Consider the following 12,721-nt stretch of genomic DNA (forward strand, 5'->3'; position numbering starts at 1 on the left):
GACTTGCTTTGGCTTTGATCGCCCTTGCCCTCGCTTTGGCGGGCTTATCGTCAAACCGTTCTCAAAATGGGCCGGTTCGGGTCTCCTGTTGAGTAGTACCAGTGACGTCACTGGGAGTCGAGGAAGTTGCGAATGAGTGTCACCGTGTAGGCTGGACGCTCTTCCATCAGCCAATGCCCTGAGCCCGAGACGACCGCTTCTTGAACATTGGTCGCAACGTGTCGCATGATCACCGCTTGTAGCGGACCAAACGACTTCTCTCCGCCAACAGCCAAAACAGGCATTGTCAGCTTTACCCGCTCGAAAGCTTCATTGTCTTTTGCGTCTTGAGAGAACGCTGTGAACTGGGCAAACCCAGCACGCATTCCGCCCGGTTGCGCATACGTTGCGGCAAAGAAATTTCTGGTCGCTTCGTCAGGCTTAGAGGGATCGCCCGTAAAGTCATTCCAAATTCGGTCGAAGTAGATACGCTCGCGGCCCGCTACGAGCCGTTCGGCATCAGGACCATGAAAATTGAAATGCCAAACTCCGGGGTTAAGCAGAATCTCCTTCCATGGCTCAATACCTGGAATCGGTGCGTCCATTACAACCAGTCTAGTAACCTTGTCGGGATAGGTTGCAGCGTAGGCATAAGCCACCATGTTGCCGATGTCATGTGCAACCACAAAGGTCTTGTCATATCCCAGCCCGGTCACAACGGCACGAATGTCCCGGGCCTGCGTTTTCTTGTCGTACCCACCTTCAGGCTTCGACGACTTGCCAATTCCGCGAAGGTCCGGCACCACGACTGTGTGATCCTTCATGAGATCCGCCGCTAGAGGAGCCCACGAGTCGCTGTTTTCTGCATATCCGTGAATGAGCACGACCACGGGCCCCGCTCCTCCCCAGCGTACGAACATGTCCGCCGCTTCCGGACTGTGAATGGTTTTTGCATGAAAACTAGATGGCAGCGAGGGTTGCGCGTGACAGAACGTCACGCCGATAGCAACAAAGGTAATGGCCAGAAAACGTCGAATCATCATTCCTCCGCAGGCAAGCGTTCAGGCTCCAGTGCGAATTCAAAGTGCGCGCTGGACATAATAGATGCGGTTCTGCCCGGCTCAGGACCAACCCAATAACAGTTTCATGACATTACATTCATGGGCGCTGCCGCAATGTATTTCCAGGGATGAGGCAACGCTACGAGAACTTGCCCACCGACAGTACGCGGATCTTTACCGGTGCCCAACACCCAAGCCAGAGGTTTCCAATCTGCGAATTGCGTTAAGCAATATGTTCTCAACGGCCCCATGGATCAATTCTGGATTCCCCTCGACCTTTGCGTGTGAGGTGGGGACGTACTCCGCAGTTACATTGTGTGCTGCAGCTTCGAAAGTGCAGTCGTCTACGACTTCTTGAACGAGTGATTCAACCGGGATGGGAATCTTCTTTCGGGATGTCGGATCGCCCTGTTGATCAATTTACGCAACTGCCTAAGGACCTCAAATCCGTCCAGCACTGGGAGCATGCCATCCAGAATTACAGGTCGTGCGTGCCCTCAAGAACGCATGAACGCCATCTCTCCCGTTGTGCAGGCAGTCGATCGCGAATTCAGTTCACTTGGGAACAGATCAAGAAGGTCGCGTTGAAGTATGGGGCGAAGTTCAAGTAGGTCAACTAATCGATTGGAAAGCGGACACCTCCGGATCGCCGACCACCAGACCTAAACTGCGAGTCATTTGGTAAGTCCCCCACGCCACACGAACAGCCAACCTCTCCGAAGGTGGAACTGGTTGCGTTATGCGGTATAAGTTCGACAGATAACTCTGTCTCGATTTCGTGCAAAAGGAACGCGGCGGCTTTTTTGTGAGGCTTTCTCCCTGGGAACTGAGCATGGCATCAGGCCCTACGTCCAGCGCATCGAAAGCCAAATGGAATTTCGTCGATTGTGGATTGCTCTCGCCGTAGTCCTAATTGTCTCGTTCGCCGTCCTTGGCGGTGTTGGTTATCAAGGAATCCGGACCGCTCCTCCGATTCCGAGCAAAGTCATTGCACAAGACGGGACAGAGTTGTTTTCCAGTGCGACGATCCTCGACGGGCAGAACGTCTGGCAATCGCTTGGAGGGCAGGAGATTGGATCCATTTGGGGACATGGTGCGTATGTAGCGCCCGACTGGACGGCCGACTACCTGCACCGCGAAAGCGTGCTGATTCTAGACGGCTGGGCACAAAGGATGGGAGAGAAGGACTTCGCATCTTTGCCTGGTGAACAACAAGCAGCGCTGCGCGAACGTTTGCGCGAGATTATCCGCCGTAATACGTACGATCCGGCAACCGGGGTGATCACCGTTCCCAACGAGGAAATGGGAGCGTTCCAGTCGCTCAATAGCTACTATGCAGATATTTTTAGCAATGGCCGGAATGACTACGCTATTCCTAAAGGCGCACTGACCGATGTGAAAAAGCTTCACGACATGGCTGCCTTCTTTTGGTGGACAGCATGGGCATCTGCAACCAACCGTCCAGGACAGGATGTCACATACACGCAAAACTGGCCGCATGAGGAGCTCGTGGGCAACACACCCACGGCAAGTGCGGTCGTTTGGAGCGTAGTCAGTTTCGTACTGTTGTTGGCTGGCATTGGAGGTATGGTGTGGTATTTCGCCAGTGAGGAGGAACGAAATGTACACCTCGGGGATATGCCGCGTACAGACCCGCTCCTCGGGTCGCAACCGACTCCCTCGCAGCGAGCGACCATCAAATACTTCTTCGTCGTGGCGGCTTTATGGGTTGTGCAGGTCGCACTTGGAGCCGTTACTGCCCATTACGGTGTGGAGGGAGCGGGATTCTATGGCATTCCACTCGCATCCTTCTTGCCGTACTCGATTTCACGCACATGGCATCTGCAACTTGCCATTTTTTGGATCGCCACGTCCTGGCTAGCCACTGGTTTGTACATCGCCCCCGCAGTCGGCGGCAGAGAACCAAAGGGCCAGAGGCTCGGAGTGAACGTCCTTTTTGTAGCACTGGTTGTCGTTGTGGTCGGCTCCCTTACAGGTGAGTGGCTCGGTATTGAACAAAAGCTCGGAAATCTTTGGTTCTGGTTGGGCTCTCAGGGGTTCGAATACGTGGATCTCGGCCGCGTGTGGCAGATCCTACTGTTTGTAGGACTTGTGTTCTGGTTGTGGCTGATGTGGCGGGCTTTGAAGCCCGCTTTGCAGCGGCGCGATGAGAATTTCGGACTGTTAACGATGTTCGTCATTGCCGCCATTGCGATCCCTCTGTTCTATGCCGCCGGCCTTATGTATGGACAACGCTCTCACCTGGCGATTGCCGAATATTGGCGCTGGTGGGTCGTCCACCTCTGGGTAGAAGGCTTCTTCGAGGTATTTGCGACAGTTGTCATCGCGTTCCTGTTCACGAGACTTAAGTTGCTGTCGGTTCGATCTGCAACTCGTGCTGTGTTGTTCTCGACCGTGATCTTTCTGTCGGGCGGCATAATTGGGACATTCCACCACCTCTACTTCAGTGGAATGCCAAATTCCGTTCTCGCACTCGGTTCTGTGTTCAGTGCCTTCGAGGTTGTTCCACTGGTTCTCGTCGGATTTGAAGCGTGGGAGAACATTCGCCTGGCACGAGGCACCGTCGATGCTCCTTGGACAACAGCTTACAAGTGGCCGATCTATTTCTTCGTCGCGGTTGCGTTTTGGAACTTCGTCGGCGCGGGACTGTTCGGCTTCTTCATCAATCCTCCCATTTCCCTGTACTACATGCAGGGGCTCAATACCACACCAGTTCACGGACACACCGCGCTATTTGGCGTCTACGGAATGCTGGGGTTGGGCCTGATGCTCTTCTGCCTGCGAGCTCTGAAGCCCGGACTTGCATGGAAAGACAAGCCGATTGCGATTGCGTTCTGGTGCATCAACGTCGGTCTAATGGCGATGGTGCTGCTCAGCATGTTGCCGGTTGGTTTCCTGCAGGCGTGGGCGTCGGTGAAGTTCGGCACGTGGTATGCGCGTTCAGCCGAATTCCTGCATGGGCCCGGGATGAACACCTTGCGCTGGATGAGGGTACCGGGCGATTCGCTGTTTGCAATCGGTGCTCTGATCCTGGGCTGGTTCGTTCTTGGGCTTGTAGTCGGATACTCCTACGACGAACGCGGATACGTAGCAGAAGGCGAAGGCGTCGTTCGTCCGAACCTTCATTCAGAGCATGCTTCGCACGACTAGCCTTCGGGCTGGGCAAGGACATCGTCAACATCTGGTGTTACGGGAGGAGCATCAAGATGCTCATCTCCGAAGCGCACTTCAGAGAGGCCCGCGACTTGTAGAAGAACACAGGGACTACCCTGACTTTTACAATTTCGTGACAATTTGCGAAGGCGGCGCATCTAGTCTGAAAGCTCTGTCATTCCCCTCTCAGAGAGGCTGCTTCAAGCTGGAGACGCAATGGACCGAGTGCTTATCGTTGAGGACAGCAAGCCATTGCAGAAGGCTTTGCAGCGACTGTTTGAAACCGACTCTCTGAATGTTGATATCGCACCGGATGGTTTGACCGGGCTTGCTACCTTTCAGGAGAAGTTCCCCTCGGCTGTCGTGCTCGATCTAAAGCTTCCAGGGCGATCCGGAAAAGAGCTATGCCGCGACTTCAAGGCCAGCGCACCGGAGGTGCCCATTATTGTTCTGAGCGCGAATTCGGAGATCGAAGACAAAGTCTTGCTGCTGGAATTGGGCGCTGACGATTACGTGACCAAGCCGTTCAGTCCTAAAGAACTGCTGGCGCGTGTGCGACGGGCAATGCGCCGATCCGCGGAGAAGCACGCATCCACCCTTTCCAATCACGTGGAGGCGTTCCCGCAAGACACCCTGACTTTCGGAGAAGTCAAAGTGAACTTCACCACGATGGAGGTCCTGCGCACCGGCGAGCAAGTTGCTCTCACTGCGCAAGAATTCAAGGTATTACGTTTTCTATCAAGGACACCGGGGAGAGTTGTCTCACGCGAGGAGCTGCTGAATGAAGTCTGGGGGTATAACAACTATCCGACCACCAGAACCGTCGACAACCACATACTTCGTCTTCGACAAAAACTGGAAGCGGACGCGACCAATCCAGAGTTCTTTCTAACAGTACACGGAGTGGGCTACAAGTTCGTCAGCGAACCGGCATCGCCGCGCAGCCCTCACTAGATGGCCATTCGGCTTCGAACCCGGCTTGTCATTGCTACGCTCGTAATCATCGGAGCGTTGACCGCGTCTAGTTTGTTCATTGTGCAACGAACTGTTCGAAGCCAGGTGCGCAAACAAGTCGGTGAAAGCTTGCTGGCTTCCGAAAGCCTGCTTCAAACTGTGCAGGCGGACCGCGAAGACCAACTATCACGCACGGCCGCACTTCTTTCGGAGTTGCCCACCTTAAAGGCGCTGATGGCGACGCAGGACCGCTCTACGGTTCAGGACGGTTCTGAAGCGTTTTGGAAGTTGTCAGGCGGAGATGCATTCCTATTGGCCTCTCCTGACGGTCGCCTATTGGCGAAACACTTCGCAAACGATACTTGGTCAGACGATGTCACGATTGCGCAACTTCGTGCCTCTGTGGAACGCGGGGAGCGCTCAAGCTGGTGGCTTGATCATGGCCGGCTGTACTGGGTCTTCTTCCACGGATTGCGTGCTGGGTCCATGGAGGAAGCGCGCGACCTCGGCGTAATTGCCATTGGATACGAGGTGAACGAGGGGTTAGTTTCGAGGTTAGCAACGAGTTCGCGCAGCGAAGTCGCGATGCTCGCCGGACCAAACGTAATAGCGTCGACGATTCCTGTTTCAACTCATGTGGAGTTACAACTGGCTGCGACCAGTACTCCTCGTCAGAGCGAGTTGCGAGTCGGAGCGAAGCCGTACTCAATCGGAGCTGTTCACCTGCAGAAACATGACCCAGCTGTTGTCTGCTTTGTGTTGGTACCGCTCGGTGCTACGCGGGCCTTTCTCGAGCACATCAATCAAACCATCTTTGTACTCGGTTTAGCGGCAGTTATGATTGGGGGCATCGTATTCAGCATCATCGCGCGTGCCATGACACAACCGCTCGAAAACGTAATCGAGGGTATTCAGGCGCTCTCATCCGGAGACTATCAGTTCAAGATCAATGCCAAAGGAAGTGCGGAGGTCGAACAATTGGCATCTGCATTCTCTGCGATGCGGCCGAAACTACTGGAGTCGCAGCGGAATCAACTCGCCGCCGAGCGCATTTCCGCATTGGGACGCACCGCCTCTTCTATCTCACATGACCTTCGTCACTATTTGGCGGCCGTCGTGGCGAACGCCGAATTCTTATACGAAGCTGAGCAGCTGAAGCTCGATCGAAATGAGATCTACAAAGAGATCAAGACGGCGACCGAGCAGATGCTCGATCTCATCGATTCCCTCCGTGAGCTTACGCGCGAACAGTCAAGCCTACAGCCGGTGAGTGCTGATTTGGCGGTCTGCGCACGCCGAGCCATCGATGCAGTAAACGCGCGTCAGGATTTTAGTAATAGCGAAGTCACCGTTCGGGTCGATGGCGAGACGAGTGGCGTATTTGATCCACACAAAATTGAGCGCGTGTTCTTCAATGTAGTTCTGAACTCATGCGAAGCAATGGCGCCCCATGGAGGCCACGTCCTCGTAAACATCTCCGGCGAAAGAGATGGGTTCATCGTCCGCGTGCTCGACGACGGTCCGGGCGTTCCACCGGCTGTCCGCGAGAGCCTGTTTGAGCCATTCGTGAGTTCCGGCAAGAGCAACGGCACTGGGTTGGGGCTCGCAATTGCGAAGAAGATACTGCATGACCACGGAGGTGACATCGTGGTGGAGTCCACGTCTGAGCATGGCACAACGATGCTGATCAGGATGCCGCGAGAGTTTTCCCAAATCACGACAGACCGGCAGGTCACAGTTCACGGCAACGTGTAAGTGGGCGCTGGCTCGTACTCGTGGCCGAACTTATTCTTATGGCCCTCTGCCATGCTGGGCGCTGCCGCAATGCTCATGGTCTTGAGGCGAACCTGAGTGCCACTGACGGCCACCTTTCGCGAAAGCTTCTTGAGTTCATCACTCTGCGCACGTTCCGCCCACACATGCACTTCGTATTCACCCGTCGGAACATTCTCAATGGCAAAATCGCCAGCCTTTTCGGTCACAGCATAGTACGGAGTGGTTAACGCAAGAACAACTGCACTCATCTCCGGGTGAATGTTGCAGAAGATATATGAGGCTCCAGGGCGTCGGAAGCTCACCAGCCTCGAACTGCCACTCTCGTATAGCCCGAGGTCAAAACGTGTTCCGTTGTAGACCGAGAACACGTTGTGAAAGAACGGATCCTTGTTTGGAAACTCTACAGATGCACCAACTGGGACAACGAGCAGGTGTGGAGCGAAATGCTTGTCTTTTTGCGTCAGACGATATGTGTGCTGTTCTTGCGGTTTAGGCGGCGGCGCATCCAGTGGTTGCAGCCACACGACCACGCTAGAGCTATCGGCCAGCGCACCGTGCTCATCCGCGACGCGGACCTTGCCTAGTACCAGAGTCTGTGCCGTGAGCGAACCGCTATATAAGTAGAATGCGATTGCTAGTAGAGTAATTCTCCGCATTAGAACTGCACTCCAACACCCAGGTTCAGATGTTCTGCGGTTTGCGCCCGGGTCGCAAAATCAGTTCGTATATGCCTGTACTCAAGCGAGACGAGCAGATTTGATCGCAGGTGCTCGATTACATTGACCATCGCCGTCCGGTTCTGGAATATGGCTGGGTACTCCCTCCCCGATTTGCCGTGCAAGTCGGCCGCGAAAGGATTATCCAGTCCGAGAACTCCATTCAATTCAATCTTCCTGGTGGGTGAGTACTTCAACTGCGTCCAGCCACCAATAGTGTTGACGGGGCGAACCGTTGACGCAGCTAGCGTCGGGTCTCCCGTGAAAGCGACGCTCTGTCCGACTCCTCCCCACAAACCTCCAAGGGCACGGCCTCGGAAGAATTCGCCGCTGAGAGCAAACTTTCGCGGCAATGGAATATTCCAATCCAGAGTCCCAGCCCATGCCGTAACGGTTCTGCCAAATCCATAGTCCTGTTGTGCAACGTACGCGCCAGCGCCGAACTCAGCAGGTCGCGAACCTCCGCGCGTCCAGCTTTGGCGAATGGCGAACGCGGGTCTCCGTGATCGTTCTCCGGCCTCTGGGTCACGTTCGAATCCCGAAGGCGTCTCTCCGTCGAATGGATCGAGTATCCCGAACTCAAGCTTTGCACCCGATTGCTGGCCAGGGCGCCAGCGACGCTCGCCAACAATCTGTGGCGTCCAGGTCCAGAGGTTTCCAGAGAAGCCCATTGCAGGGATGCCGAGCGACGCGAGAGATGACGGAGAATTCGGCGAGACGAATGGCTGATCCTGCCCGAATCGCAGCGACCACTTATCCCAGCGCATTTCCGCACGCGCCACTCGCATGCGGACCAATCCCATCGCGGTGGCGTCGAGTTCGCTCGGGAATCCACCGAAGAAATCAAATTGGAGCTCCGCTGTCGTCTTTGCGCCCCCAATCTCAGGCCCGAGTATCTGAAGCCCAATGAGAGTCTGGCGCGCCGTACCGAACACACTTCCGGCGTTCTGTCCGGCTGTGGGGTGGAGAGCGAGGTTCGGCACATCGATGCTGTCGACCTCCCCACGGTTCATACCTGCGTTGAAGAGGATCATGCCGTCGAGCTTCAACTTGAATTTCGATGCCGTTTCAACTTTCGTCTGCTCGTGCTGCTCGACGCGTGATTCAAGTACTCGCTGATTTTCCTCGACCATCGCAACGCGATCGCTCAATGCTTCAGCGGGATGCGGTGTTTGCTCCTGTCGGATGCGACCGATCTCCTCGCGAAGAGCCTTGACCTCAGCTCTGGCTCGCTTGAGCTCATCTCGAGTTTCTCTTAGCGATTCGCTTAGGTCGCGCAGTCCTGCGCGAAGATCTTGCAGAGAATCTTGTGACGGAACCTGCTGGGCAAAGCCAGTTCCGACCAAAGACAGGAAGCACGACAACAACACTGGGAGGCGCTTCATCATTCACCCCTGGCGATTGATGCAAATGGCCCCGATCGTCAGGCGCGAATACATCGGCACCGGGGCAACGTCTGCGCAAACAGATCGCCGGCCCGGTGCGCCCTCCGATCATTCCGAATTCCCACGTAACTCAGAATTGGATGCAGTGATCTTTCCCAGCAGACCATCATTCTCGTCGTTTGGCCCCGCAGTGAAGTAAAGGTCAGTGCTGGCCCCGTTTCGGGCCGCGCCTCCCGCGAAACTGAGAGCCCACAGACCGTTGATCACAATCGGACTGTTGCCAGAGCCAAGCAGAATACCTTCGTGGCGACCTGTCATCGTGTTGTAGGCGTGGATCGTGCCGTCTCCGAAGTTGCCGATGAGCAGACGGTGGCTGAAGGTGCCAAAGTCGGAGGGTGACATCGCAATTCCCCAGGGAGCATTCATGAAAGCACCGTGCTGCAGTCGGAGAAGCTGCCTGCCGTTGAGATCGAAAACCCCCACCTGTCCCAGTCCCGCCCCGTGCTCTTCATCCTTCGAGCCGGACATGCGATACGCAAACGTCACGACGATACTGCCTCCAACGTTCTGAATTCCAAACGGCGCCAGCTGCAAACCATTCACGTCCTGCGTGCCTTCGAAGTGGAATGCACCGTCCCCAATCCCTAGCTGATTGAAGTTGCCGTCGTAGACTTCGACTTTGCGATTCTGGAAATTTGTTACGTAAAGGCGAGGGCCGCTGTTGGTCATTGCGATTGCGCAACCCTTATAGACCGCCTTTCCCGCGTGGTTGACTTTCAGAATCGCCTTCGTCCCGTTGACGCTCGGATTCCAGCCCGAGATTGTGCCGTCTTCAGTCACGAACAGAAACAAGGCTGGCTTTCCTGGCGCGACTTCGAATCCCTTTGTGAAGTTAAAGACAGTTCCCGTTGGCGATGACGGCGTGTTCTGTCCCGGAGGAGCAGGAATCGTCACAACCAAGCTTTGTGGCACTCCAGCCGCATCGTACAGGGTTGAAAGACCGGTACCGTTGTCGGACACCCACCACGGACTTCCGCTGCCGCGCGCGAGTCCCCATGAATTCACCAGGTGCTGGTCAGTGTTCAGTGCCGTGGGCGAAGCATTCGCGGAATCGCGAGTCAGGTCGGTTCGAGTGTAGTGTTGTGCAGTTGCTGCCGGAGCCATGAACAGCACGAGCGCCAGACCGCAAATCGCGTGATAGTGTCTCACCAGTTTCATTTGTCACCTCATTGGCGAAGATTCTTTTACATTCGGCCCCATGCCGAACCGTTGCGTGAGACTCTATTGCGCACTCGCCGTCTCTATGTCACAGGGCTGTCACAACGAGGTCATTTCTTGAGCTTTGCGTAAGGGAAAGATTAGAGGCAAATACCGCATACAGAGAACCCGCAGCGACGGAAACTGTGGGCATCAATAGTTTGTGATTCACGTTATTTAGAAGAGACGCTCTTGGAGGAGAGTTCGTCGGCCCACTGGCAAAACACCGCGACGTCTTCACGTGTCAGCTTCGAGGTCGGATGCATGAAGCGATACGGTGAGGGAGGCATGTGACCCTTCGAAGCTGCATCGCACATATCCTCCACCTCATTCGCGGTTGGACCTTTGGAGCCGGGCGCGAACCATTTCGTGAAGTCCAGATGCTTGCGACCTTGGCGCACGTCGTGCTGGATCATCCATGAGACCGGCGCGATGCGGCTGTACCAGGGCCATGCGGTCTCCGCGGAATGGCAGTCCTTGCAGGAACGATCTACAACAGACTTCACCGAAGCAGGTACATTGCTCGAAAGCTGCATTCCCCCCGCAGAGTTAGGCACCGTCGCTGGGCGATGGATGCCCTGCGCAGCGAGGAACAGAACGGCAACACCGAAGATTACATGTGCTTGCACTTTCATTCGTCACCTCGAAACGATCAACTTCATGTGCATGTCTTCGTGCCCACGGCCACATTTCACCGTGCACTCCACGAGATACTCGCCCGGCTTTTCAGGAGCTCGGACCAGGTAGTCGTGCGTTCCCTCGAAAAGGCGAATATCCCATCCTTGATCGCGAAGATCGCGAATCACGAGGCTGTGCACGGCTCCGTCGCGTGCACTCTCCGTGCCACGCTGGGCGGTGATGCGCAGTTTGAGCATTTCTCCAGTTTTCGCTCGAATTGCGGGCGACTTCTCTCCTGCAACCCGGAATGCATTGTCGCTGCTCGCGGTGATCTCGATGACCCTTCCGTCTTCGGCCGCTAGATGAAGCTGCATCATGATGAAGATCGCAAGAATCACAACCTTATTTCTTGGCCACATCGGACTCCTCCTTGCCTTGCAGGTAGCGGGCAATAGCGACCGCATCTTTCGTTTGCAGATTTGCACGGACCCGCATATGTCGTAGCGACACTTCAATGCGGCGATCGGAGAGCTTGGGCCACTCGCTGTGGCAGCGAGTGCAGTTTGAGCGGTACAACTCGTCTCCGTTAGGCGTGCGCTTGGTATTGATACCGAATCCGGCACAGGCAACCGCGGAGAAGACGAGTAGCGGACATACATAGCTAATCTTTGCGTTTGTCATTACGACTCCTACTGAATGAAGCGAAGGTTTAGGGCGACTGTGAGAATGTTGCGATTATCCGGAGAGCCAAACTGGCGTCCGTAAGCGGCCTGCACACGGAGCAAGTCAGTCAGGCGATAGTTCCATCCCGCGAAGATCCGCTCGGCACTACTCATATCGCTCGCGGCTTTAGGCGCGAAGAACTGTTCACCGCGAAACACCGCTTGTCCGCGGCGCAACCAGCTTGGATGTCGCGAACTGGACAGCCTCCAAGCAGCTTCTGCCCAATATCCCTTGCCCGCAGGCCCGGAGAACAAAGACTCTCCGCGGAAATCGAGCGGCAGCCGTCGCAGGTTCCAGGTGATGTCTGTGCCAAGCGCGTTGAAATGTGCTCCCGAGAGTTTGCGTTGGTACGAGAGACCAATTTCAATTCTGTGTCTGGAGTTCACAGCCGCTGTTCGAAACCCGGTCTGGCGATCAGAGCCTGCAATTGTGTGGTCGACGAAGGCGGAGTAATAAGTGATGAACGTGAGTTGATTCGTGGCGTTCAGAGAAAAATTGCCGCGCAGCTCGGCCCCGTTATTCGAGTTGTCAGAGAAGTCGAAAATCAGCGGCTCTGCCGAGAGTGTGCGTATCCACCGAGCGTCCATGCGCTCTTTGTATATGTTGAATGGCGTGGCGAACCTCCCCAGCACCAGCGTCACATTGTTCGACACGAGATAATCGAGTTGCGCGTATTCCAGTGACTTGTCTACCGTTACCGGCGCTAGCTTCCCATCGTTCCATGTGATTCCGGGTTCCGCTTCGAACTCGGCTTCGATGAGTGCGCGAGCCCCAAGCGGGATCAGCACAATCGGCGCGATCACCGGCGTAGCGTTCTTCTGATGCGGGTCAAAGGTGGATTCAACCCCGATTCCGCCAGCAACGATCGGAATGGGCACGATCTTTTCGAAGTGATTGGCAGTCGTCTGCGCATTCTGGTCGCGATCCTGCCCAGCGACGCTGGCCGCAAGTAGCGCAAGCAGAGCGAAAGTGGCTTGGAAGCGATTCATGTCTGTTCTCCGAATCCAGGTCAAAGCTGACTACATCGAGGCTATGACCTATTGCCCCCCTGCTTGTCACGTTTCGGTAAACAGTGAAT

The 12,721-nt window shown here is 55.5% G+C and carries 11 protein-coding genes; 3 read left to right on the top strand and 8 right to left on the bottom strand.

The window, feature by feature from the left end; all coding sequences use genetic code 11:
- Positions 1-107 precede the first annotated feature (107 nt).
- Positions 108-1,022 (bottom strand): alpha/beta fold hydrolase, encoded by a 915-nt coding sequence (locus tag AC6IZD_RS13360; protein ID WP_497783811.1) that lies wholly within the window; start codon positions 1,020-1,022, stop codon positions 108-110.
- Between the two features lie 888 nt (positions 1,023-1,910).
- On the opposite strand from AC6IZD_RS13360, the gene AC6IZD_RS13365 reads away from it, so the two are divergent.
- The 3 genes from AC6IZD_RS13365 (at position 1,911) to AC6IZD_RS13375 (ending at position 6,923) form a co-directional block, all read left to right on the top strand.
- Positions 1,911-4,211, top strand: a complete 2,301-nt coding sequence (locus tag AC6IZD_RS13365) for a nitric-oxide reductase large subunit (protein WP_497783812.1) — start codon at positions 1,911-1,913, stop codon at positions 4,209-4,211.
- 219 nt (positions 4,212-4,430) lie between these two features.
- Positions 4,431-5,168, top strand: coding sequence for a response regulator transcription factor (locus AC6IZD_RS13370; protein ID WP_497783813.1), 738 nt, complete (start codon positions 4,431-4,433; stop codon positions 5,166-5,168).
- Complete coding sequence (locus tag AC6IZD_RS13375; RefSeq protein ID WP_497783814.1) at positions 5,169-6,923, top strand: ATP-binding protein; 1,755 nt, start codon at positions 5,169-5,171, stop codon at positions 6,921-6,923.
- Here the strand turns inward: AC6IZD_RS13375 and AC6IZD_RS13380 are convergent.
- From AC6IZD_RS13380 to AC6IZD_RS13410, 7 genes are all read right to left on the bottom strand, one after another.
- Positions 6,908-7,600 (bottom strand): carboxypeptidase regulatory-like domain-containing protein, encoded by a 693-nt coding sequence (locus AC6IZD_RS13380; protein ID WP_497783815.1) that lies wholly within the window; start codon positions 7,598-7,600, stop codon positions 6,908-6,910. The two genes, AC6IZD_RS13375 and AC6IZD_RS13380, sit on opposite strands and share 16 nt — an antisense overlap.
- Positions 7,600-9,048, bottom strand: a complete 1,449-nt coding sequence (locus AC6IZD_RS13385) for a hypothetical protein (RefSeq protein WP_497783816.1) — start codon at positions 9,046-9,048, stop codon at positions 7,600-7,602. The genes AC6IZD_RS13380 and AC6IZD_RS13385 overlap by 1 nt, the downstream gene beginning before the upstream one ends.
- A 105-nt stretch (positions 9,049-9,153) precedes the next feature.
- On the bottom strand, positions 9,154-10,263 hold the full coding sequence (locus AC6IZD_RS13390) for a TIGR03118 family protein (protein WP_497783817.1): 1,110 nt from the start codon (positions 10,261-10,263) through the stop codon (positions 9,154-9,156).
- A 212-nt stretch (positions 10,264-10,475) separates the two neighbouring features.
- Entirely contained in the window at positions 10,476-10,937 is a 462-nt protein-coding gene (locus AC6IZD_RS13395; RefSeq protein WP_497783818.1) for a heme-binding domain-containing protein, read from the bottom strand.
- A 3-nt stretch (positions 10,938-10,940) separates the two neighbouring features.
- Complete coding sequence (locus tag AC6IZD_RS13400) at positions 10,941-11,339, bottom strand: cupredoxin domain-containing protein (protein WP_497783819.1); 399 nt, start codon at positions 11,337-11,339, stop codon at positions 10,941-10,943.
- Complete coding sequence (locus AC6IZD_RS13405; RefSeq protein ID WP_497783820.1) at positions 11,323-11,601, bottom strand: hypothetical protein; 279 nt, start codon at positions 11,599-11,601, stop codon at positions 11,323-11,325. Before AC6IZD_RS13405 ends, AC6IZD_RS13400 begins: the two co-directional genes overlap by 17 nt.
- An 8-nt stretch (positions 11,602-11,609) precedes the next feature.
- Entirely contained in the window at positions 11,610-12,632 is a 1,023-nt protein-coding gene (locus tag AC6IZD_RS13410; RefSeq protein WP_497783821.1) for a hypothetical protein, read from the bottom strand.
- Between the last annotated feature and the right edge of the window lie 89 nt (positions 12,633-12,721).

Source organism: Koromonas humicola (genome assembly GCF_059726255.1).

What these genes read in the sequence shown, in the direction of transcription:
- AC6IZD_RS13410 (WP_497783821.1), bottom strand. Translation starts at nt 12,632, where the DNA reads ATGAATCGCTTCCAAGCCACTTTCGCTCTGCTTGCGCTACTTGCGGCC.
- AC6IZD_RS13400 (WP_497783819.1), bottom strand. Translation starts at nt 11,339, where the DNA reads ATGTGGCCAAGAAATAAGGTTGTGATTCTTGCGATCTTCATCATGATG.
- AC6IZD_RS13380 (WP_497783815.1), bottom strand. Translation starts at nt 7,600, where the DNA reads ATGCGGAGAATTACTCTACTAGCAATCGCATTCTACTTATATAGCGGT.
- AC6IZD_RS13395 (WP_497783818.1), bottom strand. Translation starts at nt 10,937, where the DNA reads ATGAAAGTGCAAGCACATGTAATCTTCGGTGTTGCCGTTCTGTTCCTC.
- AC6IZD_RS13375 (WP_497783814.1), top strand. Translation starts at nt 5,169, where the DNA reads ATGGCCATTCGGCTTCGAACCCGGCTTGTCATTGCTACGCTCGTAATC.
- AC6IZD_RS13405 (WP_497783820.1), bottom strand. Translation starts at nt 11,601, where the DNA reads ATGACAAACGCAAAGATTAGCTATGTATGTCCGCTACTCGTCTTCTCC.
- AC6IZD_RS13385 (WP_497783816.1), bottom strand. Translation starts at nt 9,048, where the DNA reads ATGATGAAGCGCCTCCCAGTGTTGTTGTCGTGCTTCCTGTCTTTGGTC.
- AC6IZD_RS13390 (WP_497783817.1), bottom strand. Translation starts at nt 10,263, where the DNA reads ATGAAACTGGTGAGACACTATCACGCGATTTGCGGTCTGGCGCTCGTG.
- AC6IZD_RS13365 (WP_497783812.1), top strand. Translation starts at nt 1,911, where the DNA reads ATGGAATTTCGTCGATTGTGGATTGCTCTCGCCGTAGTCCTAATTGTC.
- AC6IZD_RS13360 (WP_497783811.1), bottom strand. Translation starts at nt 1,022, where the DNA reads ATGATGATTCGACGTTTTCTGGCCATTACCTTTGTTGCTATCGGCGTG.
- AC6IZD_RS13370 (WP_497783813.1), top strand. Translation starts at nt 4,431, where the DNA reads ATGGACCGAGTGCTTATCGTTGAGGACAGCAAGCCATTGCAGAAGGCT.